Source organism: Pedobacter sp. ASV1-7 (genome assembly GCF_040203335.1).
Classification (GTDB): domain Bacteria; phylum Bacteroidota; class Bacteroidia; order Sphingobacteriales; family Sphingobacteriaceae; genus Pedobacter.
This window is the reverse complement of record NZ_JBEHBV010000006.1, coordinates 325,787-345,665: the sequence shown is the minus strand read 5'-3', so window position 1 is coordinate 345,665 and position 19,879 is coordinate 325,787. Positions and strand designations below refer to the sequence as shown.

19 protein-coding genes and 1 tRNA gene are annotated in these 19,879 nt (G+C 36.6%); 12 read left to right on the top strand and 8 right to left on the bottom strand.

Annotated features, from left to right (window positions below; translation table 11 throughout):
- The first annotated feature begins 10 nt into the window (after nucleotides 1–10).
- The 10 genes from cysD to ABDJ41_RS15855 all read left to right on the top strand — a co-directional run bounded on the left by cysD (nucleotide 11) and on the right by ABDJ41_RS15855 (nucleotide 11,086).
- Entirely contained in the window at nucleotides 11–916 is a 906-nt protein-coding gene (gene cysD / locus ABDJ41_RS15900) for a sulfate adenylyltransferase subunit CysD (RefSeq protein WP_349787058.1), read from the top strand.
- Nucleotides 916–2,166 carry a sulfate adenylyltransferase subunit 1 gene (locus ABDJ41_RS15895; RefSeq protein ID WP_349787057.1) on the top strand — a complete coding sequence of 417 codons (1,251 nt, stop codon included), beginning with the start codon at nucleotides 916–918 and terminating at the stop codon, nucleotides 2,164–2,166. Before cysD ends, ABDJ41_RS15895 begins: the two co-directional genes overlap by 1 nt.
- 162 nt (nucleotides 2,167–2,328) lie before the next feature.
- Nucleotides 2,329–3,735 (top strand): glycogen synthase, encoded by a 1,407-nt coding sequence (locus tag ABDJ41_RS15890; RefSeq protein ID WP_349787056.1) that lies wholly within the window; start codon nucleotides 2,329–2,331, stop codon nucleotides 3,733–3,735.
- A gap of 11 nt (nucleotides 3,736–3,746) precedes the next feature.
- On the top strand, nucleotides 3,747–5,021 hold the full coding sequence (locus ABDJ41_RS15885) for a glucose-1-phosphate adenylyltransferase (protein ID WP_349787055.1): 1,275 nt from the start codon (nucleotides 3,747–3,749) through the stop codon (nucleotides 5,019–5,021).
- A 30-nt stretch (nucleotides 5,022–5,051) separates the two neighbouring features.
- Entirely contained in the window at nucleotides 5,052–5,849 is a 798-nt protein-coding gene (locus ABDJ41_RS15880; RefSeq protein ID WP_349787054.1) for an ABC transporter substrate-binding protein, read from the top strand.
- Between the two features lie 487 nt (nucleotides 5,850–6,336).
- Nucleotides 6,337–6,421: transfer RNA gene (locus ABDJ41_RS15875), tRNA-Leu, on the top strand.
- A 281-nt stretch (nucleotides 6,422–6,702) separates the two neighbouring features.
- Nucleotides 6,703–8,049: a trigger factor gene (tig, locus tag ABDJ41_RS15870; RefSeq protein ID WP_349787053.1), complete on the top strand. Its 1,347-nt coding sequence runs from the start codon at nucleotides 6,703–6,705 to the stop codon at nucleotides 8,047–8,049.
- A gap of 174 nt (nucleotides 8,050–8,223) precedes the next feature.
- Nucleotides 8,224–8,916, top strand: a complete 693-nt coding sequence (clpP, locus tag ABDJ41_RS15865; protein ID WP_349787052.1) for an ATP-dependent Clp endopeptidase proteolytic subunit ClpP — start codon at nucleotides 8,224–8,226, stop codon at nucleotides 8,914–8,916.
- Nucleotides 8,917–8,919: 3 nt separating this feature from the next.
- Nucleotides 8,920–10,161 (top strand): ATP-dependent Clp protease ATP-binding subunit ClpX, encoded by a 1,242-nt coding sequence (gene clpX / locus ABDJ41_RS15860; protein ID WP_349787051.1) that lies wholly within the window; start codon nucleotides 8,920–8,922, stop codon nucleotides 10,159–10,161.
- 61 nt (nucleotides 10,162–10,222) lie between these two features.
- Nucleotides 10,223–11,086 carry an AMP nucleosidase gene (locus ABDJ41_RS15855; RefSeq protein ID WP_349787050.1) on the top strand — a complete coding sequence of 288 codons (864 nt, stop codon included), beginning with the start codon at nucleotides 10,223–10,225 and terminating at the stop codon, nucleotides 11,084–11,086.
- Here the strand turns inward: ABDJ41_RS15855 and ABDJ41_RS15850 are convergent.
- Genes ABDJ41_RS15850 through sppA form a run of 7 tightly spaced genes read right to left on the bottom strand, consistent with a single transcriptional unit; the run spans nucleotide 11,083 to nucleotide 18,153 of the window.
- Complete coding sequence (locus ABDJ41_RS15850) at nucleotides 11,083–11,583, bottom strand: SixA phosphatase family protein (RefSeq protein ID WP_349787049.1); 501 nt, start codon at nucleotides 11,581–11,583, stop codon at nucleotides 11,083–11,085. The two genes, ABDJ41_RS15855 and ABDJ41_RS15850, sit on opposite strands and share 4 nt — an antisense overlap.
- A gap of 13 nt (nucleotides 11,584–11,596) precedes the next feature.
- Nucleotides 11,597–12,535, bottom strand: coding sequence for a glycosyltransferase family 9 protein (locus ABDJ41_RS15845; RefSeq protein ID WP_349787048.1), 939 nt, complete (start codon nucleotides 12,533–12,535; stop codon nucleotides 11,597–11,599).
- A 56-nt stretch (nucleotides 12,536–12,591) separates the two neighbouring features.
- The gene (gene rfaE2, locus ABDJ41_RS15840) at nucleotides 12,592–13,089 is read right to left on the bottom strand and encodes a D-glycero-beta-D-manno-heptose 1-phosphate adenylyltransferase (RefSeq protein ID WP_349787047.1); all 498 of its coding nucleotides are present in this window, start codon (nucleotides 13,087–13,089) and stop codon (nucleotides 12,592–12,594) included.
- A gap of 2 nt (nucleotides 13,090–13,091) precedes the next feature.
- A complete protein-coding gene (gene gmhA / locus ABDJ41_RS15835) occupies nucleotides 13,092–13,646 on the bottom strand; it encodes a D-sedoheptulose 7-phosphate isomerase (protein WP_349787046.1) in 555 nt (184 codons plus the stop codon).
- Nucleotides 13,647–13,652: 6 nt separating this feature from the next.
- The gene (gene rfaE1 / locus ABDJ41_RS15830) at nucleotides 13,653–14,633 is read right to left on the bottom strand and encodes a D-glycero-beta-D-manno-heptose-7-phosphate kinase (RefSeq protein ID WP_349787045.1); all 981 of its coding nucleotides are present in this window, start codon (nucleotides 14,631–14,633) and stop codon (nucleotides 13,653–13,655) included.
- Nucleotides 14,634–14,679: 46 nt separating this feature from the next.
- The gene (locus ABDJ41_RS15825) at nucleotides 14,680–16,365 is read right to left on the bottom strand and encodes a helix-hairpin-helix domain-containing protein (RefSeq protein ID WP_349787044.1); all 1,686 of its coding nucleotides are present in this window, start codon (nucleotides 16,363–16,365) and stop codon (nucleotides 14,680–14,682) included.
- Nucleotides 16,366–16,380: 15 nt separating this feature from the next.
- Nucleotides 16,381–18,153 carry a signal peptide peptidase SppA gene (sppA, locus tag ABDJ41_RS15820; RefSeq protein ID WP_349787043.1) on the bottom strand — a complete coding sequence of 591 codons (1,773 nt, stop codon included), beginning with the start codon at nucleotides 18,151–18,153 and terminating at the stop codon, nucleotides 16,381–16,383.
- A gap of 70 nt (nucleotides 18,154–18,223) precedes the next feature.
- Here sppA and folK point away from each other — a divergent pair, with 70 nt between their 5' ends.
- Together folK and ABDJ41_RS15810 are read left to right on the top strand one after the other, a co-directional pair.
- On the top strand, nucleotides 18,224–18,718 hold the full coding sequence (gene folK, locus ABDJ41_RS15815; protein WP_349787042.1) for a 2-amino-4-hydroxy-6-hydroxymethyldihydropteridine diphosphokinase: 495 nt from the start codon (nucleotides 18,224–18,226) through the stop codon (nucleotides 18,716–18,718).
- Nucleotides 18,719–18,735: 17 nt separating this feature from the next.
- Nucleotides 18,736–19,116, top strand: coding sequence for an Hpt domain-containing protein (locus tag ABDJ41_RS15810; RefSeq protein ID WP_349787041.1), 381 nt, complete (start codon nucleotides 18,736–18,738; stop codon nucleotides 19,114–19,116).
- 1 nt (nucleotide 19,117) lies between these two features.
- Here ABDJ41_RS15810 and pssA read toward each other — a convergent pair whose 3' ends face one another.
- Entirely contained in the window at nucleotides 19,118–19,798 is a 681-nt protein-coding gene (pssA, locus tag ABDJ41_RS15805) for a CDP-diacylglycerol--serine O-phosphatidyltransferase (RefSeq protein WP_349787040.1), read from the bottom strand.
- Nucleotides 19,799–19,879 lie beyond the last annotated feature (81 nt).

The following is a 19,879-nucleotide window of genomic DNA, read 5'->3' as shown; positions in this document are numbered from 1 at the left end:
GCAACAGAACATGAGTAAGTATAATTTAGATTATTTAGACGAATTAGAGGCCGAGGCGATTCACATATTACGTGAGGTGGCAGGGCAATTTGAAAAACCAGCCTTATTGTTTTCGGGCGGTAAGGATTCTATCACCTTGGTAAGATTGGCAGAAAAAGCATTCAGGCCAGGTAAATTTCCTTTTCCGCTTGTACACATTGATACTGGTCATAATTTTGAAGAGACCATCACTTATCGTGATGAAATGGTAGAAAGGTTAGGTGAAAAACTGATTATTGGAAGTGTACAGGAATCTATAGATCAGGGAAAAGTGGTGGAGCAGACTGGTAAAAATGCGAGTAGAAATGCCTTGCAGACTGTTACCTTGCTCGATACTATCGCTTTGCATGGTTTTGATGCATGTATTGGTGGTGCCAGAAGAGATGAAGAAAAGGCAAGAGCTAAAGAGCGTATCTTCTCTGTAAGAGACGAGTTCGGACAATGGGATCCTAAACGTCAACGTCCGGAGTTATGGAATATCTATAATGGTAAAATTCATAAAGGAGAGAACGTAAGGGTGTTTCCAATCAGCAACTGGACAGAGCTTGATGTTTGGAACTATATCAAAAGAGAAAACATGAGTCTGCCTTCTATTTATTTTGCGCATAACAGAGATGTAATTACACGTAATGGCCAGCTTATGGCAGCTTCTCCATTTTTAAATATGGATGAAGATGATATCGTGGAAAATAAGAGAGTAAGGTTCCGCACAGTGGGAGACATGAGTTGTACTGCAGCTGTTGAATCAGACGCAGATGAATTGGATAATATTATTGCTGAAATCAGCGCGTCAAAAATTAGTGAAAGAGGTGCCCGCATGGACGACAAAGTTTCGGAAGCTGCAATGGAAGACCGTAAGAAAGGAGGATACTTTTAATGAATATACTTAAGTTTTTTACAGCCGGTAGTGTTGATGATGGTAAAAGCACACTGATAGGTAGGTTGTTATATGATACGGATTCTATTCTGGCTGATCAGCTGGAAGCTCTGCAAGCTTCTAACCGCAAAAATGATGATGGAACAATTGATTTAGCTATTTTAACTGATGGTTTAAGAGCGGAACGTGAACAGGGAATAACTATAGATGTGGCTTACAAGTATTTCCAGACAGAAAAACGTAAGTTCATTATTGCAGACACCCCTGGACATATTCAGTATACCCGTAACATGGTTACAGGAGCATCGACAGCTAAATTAGCTATCATTTTAATTGATTCAAGAAACGGTGTGGTTGAACAAACGATTCGTCATTCATATCTGGTATCGTTATTAGGTATTGAGCATGTGGTTGTTTGTTTAAACAAAATGGATATGGTGGGGTATAGTGAAACAGTATTTACTGCTATTACAGATAAGTATAAAACACTTGCAGCTGAATTGAATTTAAAGGATGTAAACTTTATTCCTGTAAGTGCATTGAAAGGCGATAATGTGGTAAATGAGTCTGAAAATATGTCATGGTATAAGGGCCGTAGTTTGTTGCATTTCCTTGAGACTGTAGACGTAGAAACCGGAGCTGAATCTGATTTAGCTCGTATGCCAGTTCAATGTGTGATAAGGCCACAGACAGACGAACTGCATGATTACAGAGGTTATGCTGGTCGTATTTTAAGTGGAGAATTTAATGTAAATGACAAGATAACTGTTTTGCCATCTGGCCATAGCTCAGTTATTGATAGCATAGAAATTTTTGATAAAAAACCTGAAGTAGCTTATGCCGGGCAATCTGTAACAATTCACCTGAAAGATGATATTGATATCAGCAGAGGAGACGTAATCGTCAATTCAGATCACCTTCCTCAAAAATCTCAGTTGATAGAGGCTGATGTTTGCTGGATGGATGCACGTCCTTTAGATGATAGTATTACTTATTTGTTGCAACATAATAGTAAGGTCACCAAATGTAAGGTGAGAGATATCATTTACAAAGTTGATATCAATACTTTAGAAAAGCAGGATGCTTATGAATTTAAGCTAAATGATATTGGTAGAATAATTCTGAAAACTGCTGATGAGCTTGCTTTTGATCTTTATGCAGATAATAAGGCTAATGGTGCAGCAATATTAATTGATAGCAGAACTAATCTGACGGCTGCGGCATTGATGTTCAGAGCTGTAGCAGATTAATATATTAATTTAAGCCTGTTTAAATAAAGGTTTATGATAAAAAACGGATAGACTGTTCTTTGGAATAGGATATCCGTTTTTTTATTTAATATTATTTTTATCTAAATATTTGCTTTACGTTAGTTAATCGCTATTTTGAGATGATTTTTAAACCATCAGATTATGGAGATTATACACCTTAGTGCGGAATGTTATCCTATTGCTAAAGTTGGTGGTTTGGGCGATGTAGTGGGTGCTTTACCTAAGTATCAAAATAAGCTTGGACATGTAGCTAAGGTAGTCATGCCTGCATACCAAACTAAATTTTTACAGGAGAATGAGTTTGAGGTGGTATATGATGGCTGGGCTAAACTTGGATTTCGAACTTTTTCTGTAAGAATATTTCGAGAAAAGACCAATAAATTGGGATTTGATTTATTTCTTGTGCATATACAGGGTTTGCTAGACAGGCCTTTAGTTTATGGTTATGAAGATGATACCGAACGTTTCCTGGCTTATCAGATTGCAGTATTGGATTGGATTGCACAATGGGAGCATTCACCAGATGTAATTCATTGTCATGATCACCATACAGGTCTAGTGCCTTTTATGGCAGCCTATTGTGAGCAATTTAGAAAACTAAACCAGGTTCCAACTATTTTGACAATTCATAATGCCCAGTACCAGGGACAATTTGGTTGGGATAAATTGCATTATATTCCTGCATTTGACTTATGGAAGACCGGTCAATTAGATTGGCGTGGTGCTATTAATCCACTGGCTGCAGCAATTAAATGTGTGTGGCGGGTTACAACAGTTTCACCAAGCTATCTGGACGAGATCAGTCATAGGGCAAATGGACTTGAAGACTTATTGGCACAAGAACGTAGCAAATCGTTCGGTATTTTAAATGGAATAGATAATGAGGTTTGGAATCCTCAGACCGATCCTATGCTTACCAAAAATTATAATGCACGTACTGTGGAATCAGGTAAGAAAGCCAATAAGCAAGCGCTATGTACGATCTTTAACCTTGATCCGGAGAAACCATTATTTACATTTATAGGTCGGTTAGTAGGTGAAAAAGGTGCAGACTTGCTTCCCGAGATATTTTATAATGCTTTAACAACTTATTCTGATCAAATTAATATATTGGTATTGGGGTCCGGAGATCCACAGGTTGAGGGGCGTTTATCTCAATTAAAAGATGTATTCCCAGGGAATTATAATGCTTATATTGGTTATAATGAAGAATTGTCGCATCAGATTTATGCTGCTGCAGATTTTTTACTCATGCCAAGCAGGGTAGAACCTTGCGGCTTAAATCAAATGTATGCTTTAAGATATGGAACTATTCCCATTGTAAGGAGAATAGGAGGGTTAAAAGATACAGTATTGGATATAGGTGATGGAGGTTTTGGGGTTTGTCATGACCAAACCAGTTCCTGGGATGTAGGACATGCAATTGGGCGTGCATTTGATCTGTATACAGATGCAAAGCATGTTAAAGAAATACGTAAGTTAATAATGCAGCTGGATCATTCATGGGATAAAGCAGCGCAAGAATATATAGATCTATACCACATTTAAAATGTAAAACTATGACTGATAATGTATTGGGGGTGATTCTTGGCGGTGGCCAAGGTTCAAGGCTAGCGCCATTAACAGAGACACGCTCTAAACCAGCGGTACCAATTGGTGGGAAATATCGATTGGTAGATATTCCAATTTCTAATTGCCTGAATTCGGGGATACACAGAATGTTTGTTTTAACACAATTTAACTCTGCATCACTAAATAAGCATATTAAAAATACTTATCATTTTAGTCATTTTAGTTCGGCTTTTGTAGATATTCTTGCCGCAGAGCAGACCCCTGATAATCCCACATGGTTTCAGGGAACAGCTGATGCAGTTAGACAAACTATGCATCACTTATTGAATCATGAATTTGAATATGCATTAATCTTATCTGGTGATCAGTTATATCAAATGGATTTCAATAAAATGGTTCAGGAGCATGTGAGTAAAGGTGCGGAAGTAAGTATTGCAACCATTCCTGTAACGGCTAAAGATGCGACGGATTTTGGGATTTTAAAGGTTAATGAAGATAGCTTTATTACCTCTTTTATAGAAAAACCGGCGGCGAAATTACTTCCGGACTGGTCATCAGATACAGGGGCAGAAATGCATGCCGAAGGAAGGGATTATCTGGCCTCGATGGGAATCTATATATTTAACAGGGACTTACTGGTTAGGATTTTACTGGATAATCCTGATGAGAAGGATTTCGGTAAAGAAATTATTCCAAGAGCAATGGCTCATAATAAAGTGTTGAGCTTTCAATATGAGGGCTATTGGACTGATATTGGTAATATATCATCATTTTTTGAAGCAAATTTGGGGCTTACTGATGATATTCCTAAGTTTAATCTATTTGATAGTCGCCAAAGTATATATACAAGGGCAAGGATGTTACCGCCATCAAAAATATTGGGAACAACTTTAAATAAAGCTGTAATAGCTGAGGGATGTATTTTACATGCTAAGGAGATCTCACATGCTGTGGTTGGTATTAGGGCCAGAATTGGAGTGGACACCGTTATCGAGAATGTCTACATTATGGGAAGTGACAGGTATCAGACATTAATTGAGATTGAAGAAGAGGTTGCGAAAGGTAGACCTTTGATTGGAATTGGCGACAGATGTAAAATTGTTAATGCACTGGTAGATAAGAATAGCCGGATTGGTAATGATGTACAGATTATAGGTGGAGATCATTTGCCGGATGGTGATCATCTGTTATATACTGTGAAAGATGGTATTGTTGTGGTAAAAAAAGGAGCTGTTATACCTGACGGAACAGTTATCCGATAGCCTGCGTTAAATTGTGTTTATATTTGTAAAATGAAACGCAGTTTTAAGGATCAGCTTAATAGGGATATTGAAGTCAATTTTCCTCCAAAACGAATAATTTCACTGGTCCCCTCGCAAACAGAGTTGTTATTTGACCTGGGATTGGATACAGAGGTCATTGGTTTAACAAAGTTTTGTATTCATCCCATTAAAAAGTTTGCTGAGCGTACGAAGATAGGGGGGACTAAGAAATTAAACATTGATCAGATCAGAAGCTTAGAGCCTGATCTGATTATTGGGAATAAAGAGGAGAATGAGCAAGCGCAGATCGAGGAATTAATGACAGAGTTTCCGGTTTGGATGAGCGATATTTATACACTTGCTGATGCTAAACAGACCATTACTCAGATAGGAGAGTTGGTAGACAGACAACCTGAAGCTTCATATTTAAATTTTTTGATAAATGCAGGTTTTACAGATCTTCAAGCATTAGCCTTGCAACAGGGAATTGATAAGAGAGTTGCTTATTTAATATGGAGGGAGCCGTATATGTTAGCGGGTAAGGATACTTTTATCGATGATATTTTAACCATTAATGGATTGAGAAATGTGATCACTCAAAGCCGTTATCCTGAAATTGATCTTAGTAAATTAAACGAATTAAAGCCTGACTTTATTTTTCTTTCTTCCGAGCCTTATCCTTTTAAGGAAAAGCATACGGAAGAAATAAAAAAAGCAGTACCAGGAGCTAAGGTAATGTTGGTTGACGGTGAGATGTTCTCCTGGTATGGAAGCAGATTAGTAAAGGCTGTACAGTATTTGTTTCAGTTGCAAAAAGAATTGGTGTAGGGGCTATGTGTTTGTGGGAGAGCAATATTCCAGTAAAAGATTTTTAACTTCATCGTAGAACAATAGCATATCTATTTGCTTATCGCTATCTATTTCTGTGGCGCTGTGTAAAAACCATCCTTTATACATATCCCACAATAATGAATCAATTTCATTCTTATTATAGTTCTTGAATAATTCTCGGTGGTGAGTTAATTTAGTTGTAGGGTTCATGCTGACAAAGGTAAAAAATTAACAAAAAATAAAAGACAAGTATTGTTGAGATTAATTTTTGTAATTGAATATTTGTGCTTGCCATTTGTTGGTTTGTTAATTTATAACAATGTATCTGATGAATTATATAGTTTATTTAGGGAATGTGAAATTAAATAAAAATATTTTTGCTGAAAACCAGTATGTTAACTGAGGGGTGTTAAAATAATTCAAAAACTCTTTTGACTTTTCAGAACAATATCTATCTTTGCAGTCCTCAATACAACCAACATATGCGGAAGTGGCGTAATTGGTAGCCGCACCAGACTTAGGATCTGGCGCTTCACGGCGTGGGGGTTCGAGTCCCTTCTTCCGCACCAAAATCAAAAGCAGCCCAAAAGGCTGCTTTTTTGGTTTAAATCTAAAAAGACATAGGGCTTGTCAACCATGGTATTAAGGACTTTTAGGTGCTTAAATTCAGACATTTTAACGACATAATATTTTAATTTAGAGGCTTTGAAATCAACAAAAAACCATATATTTGCGGCCTCGAATTGGGAAATTTGAGCGGTGGGTTGGATTCAATTCTTCCGCAGTAAACTTCCTCCGCAACACGGGGGATTTTTTATATAAAGAAATTAATAATTATTGATTCAGAAAGATGAACATTACACAGGAAAAAATTAACGATTTAAACGCGATTGTAAAAATTAAGATTGCGCCTGAAGATTATACTGAAAAGGTTGATAAATCTATAAAAGAACAAGCTAAAAAAGCTACCCTTCCGGGCTTCCGTAAAGGAATGGTTCCTGCAGCTCACATTAAAAAGATGTATGGCAGAAGTATCCTGGTTGAAGAGATCAATAATTTGTTAAGTGAAACATTAAATAAACATCTTACAGATAATAAAGTAGAAATCCTTGGTCAGCCACTTCCTGTAATGGATGACTCAAAAGAATTTAAATGGGATTATACTGATGAGTTTGAGTTTGATTACGAATTAGGTCTTGCTCCAGCTATTGATGTAAGTATCACTGCAAAAGATAAATTCACAAAATATATCGTTAAAGCTGATGCAGAAACGCTTGCTGCACGTATCAAAAATATTCGTAGAAGCTACGGAAAAATGACAAACCCTGAAGTTTCTGCTGAAGAGGATGTACTTTATGCAGAGTTGGTACAGCTTGCTGCAGATGGTTCGGTATTTGAAGGCGGAATTACTCAAACTGGTTCTATCCGTTTGGATCAGGTAACTGATAAAAAGATTTTAAAATCTTTAATAGGTCTTAAAAAAGATGATGTTGTAGAGCTTGATGTACAAAAAGCTTTTGATAAAAATGAGGTGATCATCGCCAAATTATTAAACATCAGCGAAGAAGATGCTAAAGATTTACAGTCTAAATTCCAGGTAACGGTTAAAAATGTAAATCGTTTAGAGGAGTCTGATTTAAACCAAGAATTTTTTGATAAATTATTTGGTGCAGGTGTTGTAACTGACGAAGCTGGTTTTACTGCTAAAATCACCGAGGAAGTAGAAAGCATGTTCCAACAGGATGGAGATCGTAAATTACAAAACGATATCTATACTAAACTTATTGAGAGTGTAAAGATTGAATTGCCGGATGAGTTTTTACGTAAATGGTTAAAAGCTACAAACGAGAAACTAACTGACGCTGAGCTGGCTGAAGGTTATGATGATTTTGCTAAAAATCTGAAATGGACTTTGATCGAGAACAAATTGATTAAAGACAATAACATCGAAATTAAATATGAAGATGTTTTCCAGACAGCAAAACAACGTTTAGATGCTCAATTCAGAATGTATAGCCCAAGCCCGATGCCAGAAGATCAATTGGCACAGTATACAGCTACTTTCTTAAAAGAAAAGGACAACGCTAACCGTATTTTTGACGAAGTAAAAGCGATAAAAGTATTTGATTACATTCAATCAGTAGCTACTTTGGATGAAAAAGAGATCGCATACAACAAGTTTATTGAGTTAAAATAATCCTTGTTTTATTACAGCAATAAATTACTTTTATATAAAATAAGAATAAGGCGGCTTTTTTAGAAGGCCGCCTTATTTATATAAAAGGGAAACTAGAATTTTACATTTCCACAATAAATTACCAATTTAGTTTTATTACTATTGATGTAGTACAAAAGATAACAATTAGAAATCATGAAGATAGATAAAGACGAGTTTAGAAAATACGCAGTTAAACATCACCGCATTAATGGTTTAAATGTTGACCGTTTTATAGGAGCTACAAACAATTCTCCAAAGAGCATGACTCCGTACATTATTGAGGAACGTCAGCTTAATGTTGCACAAATGGATGTATTCTCCCGTTTGATGATGGATCGCATTATCTTTTTAGGAGATGCAATTTATGATGGAAATGCTAACATTATCCAGGCCCAGTTGTTGTTCTTACAATCAACGGATAACAATAGAGATATTCAGATATATATAAATTCACCAGGTGGCTCTGTTTATGCAGGTTTAGGTATTTATGATACCATGCAATATATAAGCCCGGATGTAGCGACAATTTGTACTGGTATGGCAGCTTCTATGGGCGCGGTATTATTATGTGCAGGTGCAAAAGGTAAGCGTGCTGCTTTACCACACTCTCGAGTTATGATTCACCAGCCTTCGGGTGGTGCACAAGGTGTAGCTTCAGATATGGAAATCAATTTAAGAGAGATGCTTAAATTAAAAAAGGAATTGTATGATATTATTTCAAACCATTCCGGACAAAGTTATGAGTGGGTAGAGAAAGCTTCAGACCGTGATTACTGGATGAAAGCTGAAGAAGCGAAAAGCTTTGGAATGATTGATGAAGTGCTAGGTGCTAGCAAGAAAGACTAAAAGATGGCAAAGCAAAGTAAAGAATCCCGTTGCTCATTTTGTGGCTCAGGTAAGCAGGATACATTAATGCTTATTGAAGGACTGGATGCATTTATCTGTGATAAATGTGTGGCTCAGGCTAATCAGCTACTTGTGCAGGAATTGGGAACTAAAAAATCGAAACCTTTAGATACTTCGATTACCTTATTAAAACCGCAGGAAATTAAAGCACATATTGATCAGTACGTTATTGGTCAGGATGATGCAAAAAAAGTACTTTCTGTTGCAGTTTACAATCACTATAAGCGATTAAGTCAGAAGGTGGATAAAGGAGATGAAGTTGAGATTGAAAAATCGAACATCATGCTTGTAGGTGAAACCGGTACAGGAAAAACATTATTGGCAAAAACAATAGCGAAAATATTGCATGTTCCTTTTTGTATTTGCGATGCAACAGTATTAACTGAGGCGGGTTACGTAGGGGAGGATGTAGAAAGTATTCTTACGCGGTTGTTACAGGCAGCTGATTATGATGTGACTTCTGCTGAACGCGGGATTGTATATATTGATGAGGTAGATAAAGTTGCGCGTAAAAGTGATAATCCTTCTATCACCCGTGATGTTTCAGGAGAAGGTGTACAACAGGCTTTATTAAAAATTTTAGAAGGAACGGTTGTGAATGTTCCACCTCAGGGCGGACGTAAGCATCCTGACCAAAAAATGATCCCTGTTAATACCAATAATATCCTATTTATTTGCGGGGGAGCCTTTGATGGTATTGAACGTAAAATAGCGAATAGATTACGTACCCAGGCTGTTGGTTATAAAGTGAAAAAGGATGAAGAAGAGCTTGATCTTAAAAACTTATACAAATACATCACTCCTCAGGATCTCAAGTCATTTGGTTTAATCCCAGAGCTGATTGGACGTATACCTGTTTTAACACATCTTAATCCATTAGATAAACAAGCTTTACGTAATATATTGACAGAACCAAAGAACTCTTTGGTACGTCAGTATCAAAAGTTATTTGAATTGGAAAATGTTCAGCTTACATTTGATGATGAGGTTTTGGATTTTATAGTTGATAAAGCTATGGAGTATAAACTGGGGGCAAGGGGACTACGTTCTATTTGTGAAGCTATTATGCTGGATGCGATGTTTGAAATTCCATCTGACATAAGTGTTAAGGATTTGAATGTCACACTCGACTATGCTGTACAGAAATTCGAAAAGGCAGATTTTAAAAAGTTAAAAGCTGCTTAAAATATAAAATCCCCGGTTTACCGGGGATTTTTTTTTATATTGTTATTTAGAAAGGATGAATATGAACGAAGAAAAAGACGTAAAAAAAGAGGAGCAAACTTCTGAAAAAGCAAAAAAGGTAAAGGAGGTAGAAACTCCGATAAAAAAAGGTCTGAAATCGAAAGAAGAAATAGTAAAGAACTGGTTGCCTAGATATACAGGAAGACCTCTTGAGGAATTTGGACAATATATATTGCTTACGAACTTTAGTAAGTATGTACAGATGTTTTCGGAACTGCATGATAATGTACCAATTATGGGAATCGATAAGCCTATGCAAAGTGCAACGGCTAATGGTATTACGATCATCAATTTTGGAATGGGAAGTCCACTGGCTGCAACAATGATGGATTTACTTTCAGCAATCCAACCGAAGGCAGTACTGTTTTTAGGTAAATGCGGAGGTTTAAAAAAGAAAAATCAATTGGGGGACCTTATACTGCCTATAGCAGCAATACGGGGGGAAGGGACGTCTAATGACTATTTGCCAGCAGAAGTGCCTGCTTTACCTGCTTTCGCCTTACAGAAAGCTATTTCAACAACTATACGCGATCATTCAAGAGATTATTGGACAGGGACATGCTATACGACTAACCGCAGGGTATGGGAACATGACAAAAACTTTAAAAAGTACCTTAAAACTCTAAGAGCAATGGCCGTAGATATGGAAACAGCAACTATCTTTACTACTGGATTCGCTAATAAAATTCCAACAGGGGCCTTGTTATTGGTATCAGACCAACCAATGATTCCAGAAGGAGTTAAAACTACAGAGAGTGATAGCAATATAACTTCTAAATATGTAGAAACGCATCTTAAAATAGGAATTGATTCATTGAAACAGTTGATCAATAACGGACTTACTGTTAAACACCTACATTTTTAATCGTCATTCAGACTTTTAGGATAATCAAACTGGATAAGTCTGCCAGTATGGTGACTTACCAGCCCCCAATCATCAATGTCAAATTCTATCAATACTGTCCCGCAGGTAGGAATATTATATATATCTGCATCACTTAGGTAATTCGCCAGATCCGTAAAACCAGGGTTATGTCCAAACATGGCGATATAATTGAAATCGTTGTCAAAGTTGTTGATCACTTTCAATAGTGCAGTTACATTGGCTTCATAAATTGAAGCTTCCTGTTTTATTTGTCCGGCCGATTTTTTCCATGCTTGTACAAAGTGCTGAGCAGTTGTAATAGCTCTTAATGCAGGACTGCTAACAACCAGCTGCGGAACCAGATCTTTTTGAAGTAATCTTGCTGCCATTTCTGGCGCATTTCTATGTCCTCTGGGATTTAATGGCCTGTCAAAGTCTTTAAGATGAGCATTTCCCCATTCCGATTTACCGTGTCTAACCAATAATAGCTGCTTCATATGAGCGAATAGATTAAGAGTTTATAAAACTAACAACGATTTCAGGTTTAATGTTTTTCATACAATTAAAATGACCTAAAGGACATTTTTCCAGGCCAAATTTTGAGCATGGTCTGCATGAAAGATCTTCCCCAACAATTAATGACTCAGAGATTTTATAGGGATGTACACCTAGCAGATCAGGAGTTGTTCCGCCCCAGATAGAGGCTAAAGGTCTGTCAAATGCTTCAGAAATATGTGTGAGACCAGTATCAAAGCCAATCACCTTATGTGCCTTAGACACCAGGAAAACAGATTGATCAAGGTTTGTAGTACCACATGTATTAAATACTTTGTTGCCTATCGCTTGTTGAATAATCAGGGCATTTTCTTTTACGTCATTTCCACCAAGTAAAACAATTGGAAGTTCTATTCCTTTACATATTTCAATAATCTTATCATTTGGTAGTCTCTTGGTAAAATGAGTCGCACCTATAACAAATGCAACAAATTTTTGCTGATGTGTTTCCGGTAAAAAAGCTGATAATTCGTAAGATTTGGATATATAATAATCAATAGGCTTGTTGTCATTTTTTACACCTAGAAACTTTACGGTTTCCAGATATCTGTCTACAAGATGCTTTTTCGAAATAAAATGATTCCATTTGAATTTTAAAGCCAGCCATTTGCTAACCCTATCTTTTTTGTAAGTGGAAGAAGGTATTCTTGTTGCCAGTTTAATAATGGTAGTACGAAGGTTATTATGGAGGTCAATAATTAAATCGAATTTTTCAGATTTGATATCAGCAATAGTCTCTGATAATGTAGGCTTAAGTGTATGTAAAGCTGTTAAATAAGGATTATTCTGATAAATGTATTTAAAGGCAGGTTTAGTAAGAAAATGGATTTCGCTATCCGGTAGTTGTTCTTTCAGGCATCTCACTACAGGAGTAGTGTAAATGATATCGCCCATAGAGCTAAATCTTATAACCAGGATTTTTTTAGGTGTTTCCAAAAGCTCAATCTTCCTTAACTATTTTTAATTTTATCTATAATGCTGGTCGACGAATATCCTGGTAAAAACGTAAGGACTTTAACTTCACCCCCTTTAGCCAGTGTCTCTTTTGCGCCAACAATGTTATCTAAGTTATAATCGCCGCCTTTAACCAAAACATCTGGCTCAATAGCAGTGATCAGATTAAGAGGGGTATCCTCGCTGAAAAGTACGACAGCATCCACAAAGAACATAGATGCGATGAGTTGTGTGCGACTAAATTCATTGTTTATAGGCCTATTTTCACCTTTTAGTTTGCACACAGATTGATCTGTATTTAAGCCGATAATTAGAATGTCTCCTAAATCGGCTGCATCGCCAAGATAAGCGATATGACCTGGGTGAACAATATCAAAACAACCATTAGTAAAAACAATCTTTTTTCCTTCGGCTTTCCAGATTTTGGTTTGAGCTGTAAGATCATCTATAGTAAAGATTTTTTGAGTTAAAGCTTGTTTTATATTTCTGTTCATGATTAATACAGATTATCTACTGAAGTGCAAAGGATGTGACCAATAAGAATATGCATTTCCTGTATTCTTGCCGTATTGTCCTCCGGGATTACAATATTTAAATCACAAAGCTCGTTCATGAGTCCGCCATCACGGCCAGACAAACCAAGAGTTTTGCAGCCCATTTCCTTTGCAGTCTTTAATGCACTTATGATATTGGCGCTGTTTCCACTGGTTGATATAGCGATGAATAAATCAGAAGGACGGGCGTAAGCCTCAATTTGACGTTGAAATACTCTTTCATAACCATAATCATTACTAATTGCAGTTAATGCAGAAGTGTCAACCGTAAGTGCAATTGCAGGCAGTGCTTTACGTTCTTTTACAAATCTCCCGGTTAATTCTGCAGCAATATGTTGCGCATCAGCTGCACTTCCTCCATTTCCAGCTATTAAAACCTTTGCGCCTGATAATATTGTTTCCGTAATCATGGCACAACCTTGTTCAATTTGAGGTACAAGGCTTGAAATGACTTTTTCAATGGTTAGTCTATGGTGATTTAATTCGTCTAATACCATGAATATTTAATCGTTTTTTAAAGATGCAATGATTTCGTCTATGTTTGTAGTTGCACTACCAATATGTTTAATAACAATTGATGCTGCATGATTTGCAATTGTTGCCGACTCTTCCATATTAAAGCCTAAAGCCAGGCAATAAGCAAGTGTTGCAATTACCGTATCTCCGGCACCCGTTACATCATAAACTTCAGTAGCAGCAACAGGTAAAATCGTATAATCGTCTTTTGTGATAATGGCAATTCCGGCTTCTGAAAGTGTTACAATTAAATAGGTAGCTTTGGTTGCCTCTAAAATTACACGAGCTGCCTTAACTAAATCTTCATTGGTACTGATATTTTCCGATTTGGCTGCTTCCGCTAATTCTTTACGATTAGGTTTAATCAGAAAAGCTCCCTCATACTTGCTGTAATCCAGCCCTTTGGGATCCACCAGCGTTTTCTTTCCAATGCTATTGCAATACGTAATGATTTTTAAAGATAGGCTGGGAGTGATTAACCCTTTGTTATAATCAGAAAGGACAACTATATCAGCTTTTTGAATGTAAGGACTCAAAAAGGCAAATAGAGACGATTCCAGATCAGCAGATATGTTGTGTGAATCTTCTTTGTCAATCCTAACGATCTGATGATTTCCTACAATAACACGGGTTTTTACCGTAGTGATTCTACTTTCATCATTTATAATGAGCTGGCTATTTATACCCTTAGCTTCTAAAAGCTTCTTTACATCATCTGCAAACTCATCATTACCAACAACACCTCCTAGATATACCTTTGCCCCCAAATCAATCAGGTTGCTTGCAACATTAGCTGCACCTCCAATAATTTTAGATTCTTTGTTTGCTTTTACAATTGGAACTGGAGCTTCAGGAGATAGTCTTGTTGCAGAACCAAATAGATAATGGTCCAGCATCAGATCGCCTATAACTAATATATTTGGAGTAGGGTTATTATGATGGGCTTGATATAGTTTTTCTGTTAACATGCTCAATTATTAAAGACAAAGGTAAGCATAATGGCTTTTATAACGATTAAATATTCTTGATTCTGCTTTCAAAGAGGGCAGTAATCTCACTTAAGGAATAACTATTTAAACATTGTTTTGGGGTTAAACCGCCCTTTCTTCCAATCAGCACTCCGTAATGCATATCATGGAATCCTTCCTTTCTGTGTGCATCAGGATTTATAGATAGTAAGACTCCCTTTTCTAATGCATAACGATGCCAGCGCCAGTCAAGATCAAGCCTCAACGGGTTTGCATTAATTTCTATAACCACATTATTGGCAGCACAAGCGTCAATAACTTTTTTGTAATCAATAGGGTAACCTTTTCTGCTCAATAATAGTCGACCAGTAGGGTGTCCAAGAATGGTTGTATAAGGGTTTTCAATTGCTGTAATGATTCTGGAAGTAGCTTTCTCTTCATCCATTCTCAAAATGCTATGGACCGAAGCAACTACAAAGTCGAACGTTTTAAGAATGTCATCACTATAATCTAATGATCCATCATATAAAATATCACTTTCAATGCCTTTGAAGATCCGGAAAGGGGAAAGCTTAGCATTTAAAGCATCTATTTCCTGATGTTGAGCATAAATACGTTGTTCATTTAATCCATTTGCATAAAAGGCAGATTTAGAGTGGTCGCACATACCCAGGTATTCTAACTGTAGGTTCTCTTTACAGAAAACAGCCATTTCTTCAAGCGTATGGACACCATCACTCCAGGTAGAGTGGTTGTGTAAAGAACCCTTTAAGTCACCATAGGTAATTAATTGAGGTAGCTTGTTTTCTTTTGCCAGATCGATCTCATTTAATCCTTCCCTTAATTCAGGCTCAATAAAGGCTAATCCTGCTTTTTGATAGATTTCATGTTCAGAGTTGAAAGGACCAGAACCCGCTAGTGCCAAAACCTCATTAACATGCTTTTCATTTCCAGTAAGTTTAAACCAGCTGAGGTAAAAATCACTTTTAGCTACAACTTGAAGTTTTATCTTTAAACCAGACTCACTATGGGCAAGGTAGCTGTTTTCAGTTTGAGGTTCAAAAGTTATCGATTTAAAATCAATAATTTTGGTTTGCAGTTCTTCAAGGCTGTCTACACCAATAATTAGTTCAATTTCTTCAATAATTTCTAAGCAACGACGGTAATCTCCTCCAATGCTTAATAATGGGTTACCGCTAATCGTATTTAGCCAGACAGCAAGATCTGCGTAGAGTTTGTTTACAGGACCTTCCGTTTGAGCATACAGGAATTTACCCTGTGCAGCCATTTTAAACTCAATGATTTTCTTGATTTCCTCCTGAGTTTTTAGCCCAAATCCTTTAGCTTCAATCAACCTGTTCTCATTACAGGCATAATAAAGTTCCCCTAGATTTTCTATACCAAGATCTTTCCATATTACAACAATCTTTTTTGGCCCGATTCCTTTTATGTTAAGCATTTCAACAATACCTTCAGGAGTCTGAGCAAGGATGGTATCCAGTTCAACCATAGATCCTGTTTCTAGAAGCTCCCATACTTTTGCAGAAATACTTTTGCCTAAACCATCAATCTTGCCTATTTCATCAAGACTTTTATCTTTAATTGCAAAAGGTAATTTATCAACCTTAAAAGCGGCATTAGCTACTGATTTAATTTTAAAAGGGTTCTCATTGTGGAGTTCCATCAACTGAGAAAGTAAACGTAAAGTACGGGCGATCGTCTTATTTTCCATTAAGAAAATGTTTTATTATTGTATTTTAATTTCAAATGGCATTCTGGTCTGAATTCCAGATCTAGATATTGCCGATTTTATTTGTTGATAAATGGTATAATTAGCACCAAGTTCCTGTTTAGCATAGTACATCTTAATTTTATCTGTAGTACTTTCCATTAATGACTTAAATGGATCAAGCATTTCAGGGTATTCTACCACACTGTAATCTTTTATCTTTGCTTTTTTAGCAGCGGCGACTATAGCTTGGTTAAAGTTGCCGGTTCTGTCGGCCAGACCAATTTTAACTGCATCAGTACCAACCCATACTCTTCCACCTCCAACGCTGTCAACATAAGCTTTTGTTTTTTTACGTCCATCAGCCACACGTTTAATGAAGCTATCATACACACGGTTTACATCATTTTGAATAATCAAACGTTCGCCAGCAGTCATAGGGCGATCTGTACTCATGATATCTGCATATTTTCCGGTTTTAACACCATCGAAAGTAATACCTAGCTTTTCGTTATATAATTTCTGTAGGTTAGGAATTACACCAAATACACCAATAGATCCTGTTATAGTATTGGGCTGTACAAAAATTGAATCAGCTGCACAAGCGATATAATAACCACCAGAAGCAGCTACATCACCAAATGAAGCAATTACAGGCTTAACCTTTTTGGTTAGCACAATCTCTCTCCAGATTACATCAGAAGCTAATGCACTACCACCTGGAGAATTTACTCTTAGCACAATGGCTTTTACAGTACTGTCTAAACGTGCTTTTCTAACAGCTCTGGAAATCCGTTCAGAACCAATCTGTTCATCAGAACCTTCACCTCCAATGATGTCACCATTTGCATAAATTACTGCGACTTTGTTTTTTGCCGAATTATCCTGCTCATTCGAAAGATTTCTGGCATACTCATTAATGGTGACAGCAGATATGTTTCTTTTTTTATCTTTTCCACTTAAGGTTTTAAGCTCATCAATAATCTCGTCTTTATATCTCAACCCATCTACCATTTTATAAGCAATAGCATCTTCCGGCTGCTGGATCTTATAGTCATCTGCAATCTGATGCAGGATAGAAGCACCGATGTTTCTGCTTTTTGAAATTCCATCAAGATAAGTTTCATATAAACCATTAAGATAAGCTGTTACCTGCTCACGGTTTTTATCACTCATTTTATCTGTAAAGAATGGTTCAACAGCACTTTTATAGTTCCCAACCCTGATGATTTGAGCTTCAATACCCAGTTTGTCCAACGCACCTTTAAAAAACATGGTTTGAGACTTCAGACCTTTAAATTCTAAGGCACCTTCCGGGTTTAGATAGACTTTATCCGCAACCGAAGCCAGGTAATAAGCACCTTGAGTGTACACCTCGCTATATGCTATTATTTTCTTTTTACTGGTTTTAAAGTCTATTAAAGCATCTCTTATTTCACGCATAGTAGCAAAGCCTGCTTGTGGCGAGCTAACACTGAGGTAAATACATTTGATGTTGTCATCAGTTTTAGCCTCACGTAATGAGCGTATTACATCGTTAAAGCCTATGTTTTTGTTTCCTTCAGAGCCAACTACAGGAAGTTTTGAAAACGGATCTTCTGTGGTTCGTTCCGTTATAGTCTGATCCAGATTAAGGAAAAGAACAGAATTGCTGCTAACGTTAACTTTGGTTTCCTTAAGTGAGGATTTTACAATGCCAACAATAAGTACAATGAAAAATACTAAAAACAGAGCGAGTGAAATGACTACTCCAACAACTGTTGCAAAAACATACTTGAAAAATTCTCTCATGTGCCAGGTAAATATTTATTTTGTAAAGATAAGTAAACGATATGAGTTTACTTTTTAAATCGGGCTTTATATGGAATTGGATAATGAAAATGTTTATTTGTTACTGGGTAGTAATTTAGGAGATCGAAAAGAATTGATAGATGCTGGTTTAAAACAGATAGAACTACGTATTGGTCGTCCTTTTGGTATATCTTCTTTTTATGAAACAGCAGCTTGGGGTAAGGAAGATCAACCTTCATTTTTAAATGTTGCAGTAGGAGTAACAACTAGATTAAGCCCTATTGAAGTATTAGACATAGCTTTGGCAATCGAATCAGAATTAGGAAGAGTAAGACATGAGAAATGGGCTGAACGCTTAATTGATATTGATGTGATATTTTATGGCAATGAGATAGTTGATATGGGAGATCGTTTGCAGATACCACATCCACAGATGCAATATCGAAAGTTTGTATTGAAACCCCTTGCAGAAATTGCCTCAAATTATGTGCATCCCGTGCTTCAGCTTAAGGTATCAGAAATATTAGAAAGATTAAATGATAATTTGTCGGTATCAAAAGTATAAAATCAGTATTTTTGTTTATGATGATAAACGTAGAAAAAAATAACGAACCATTAGATCTGTCTTATTTAAGGGATATGTCTGGGGATAGCGCTGAATTTATCATAGAGATGATAGATATGTTTAAAATCCAGACTCCATTATACATCTCTGATCTGGGCAAGGCGATAGAGGACCAGGATTGGCCAAGAGTATCAAATTGTGCCCATAAAATAAAGCCAACATTTGCTTATGTAGGCAGAGAAGATGCAAAAGATCATATGCAAATGATGGAAAACAATGCCAGAGATCTTAAAAACATAGAGGGATTACCAGCAGCATTTCAGGAAATTAGTTCTTTCGTTGAAATTTTATATGCACAGCTTGATGAGGCAAAATCAGATCTGGAAAAACAGCTTTAAACTATGCTTTAAGTTGTCGGAAATGAAGAACTGACAGACCAATATACATTACCAGAATTAAGGGAACAGCTGCAAATTTTAATACCGCAACAAGCAATACAGATAAAATAAGGAAAATGTACTTTATTTTGTTCTGTGCCCAGCTTGTAGAGCTGAATTTAAGAGAGAAGATTTTTATCTCACTTACCAATAGCCAACTCACCAATACAATTAGTCCGACCAGCAAAGGTGCAGAACCGATTATTTCAGGATAATCTTTCTGAATAAAAGGCAATGACACAATGAACAATGTATTCATAGGGGTATTTAGTCCAATGAAATCTTCAGTTTGTCTGGTGTCTATATTGAATTTTGCTAACCTTAAAGCAGAAAATGCAGTAATAACAAAGCCAAAATAAGGTAGGTATGGTGAAGAGAAATCACTTTGACTTAACAATTGAAACATCACTACTCCGGGCAAAAAACCAAAGCTAATTACATCAGCCAAGGAATCCAACTCTTTGCCAATATCAGATTTTACGTGTAGCAATCTTGCAGCAAACCCATCAAAGAAATCGAATATTCCAGAAAGCAAAACAAAATAAGCAGCGGTTTCAAGGGCGCCATTAAAAGCATAAACAATACCGATACAGCCTGAAAATAAGTTTGCGCAGGTAATAGCATTTGGAATGTGTCTTTTCATATGGATTCAGGGGCAAAGATTAAGGAACAAAGATAAAGGAATAAGGAGTAAAGAGAAAGGAATAAAGAAAAAGGAGCAAAG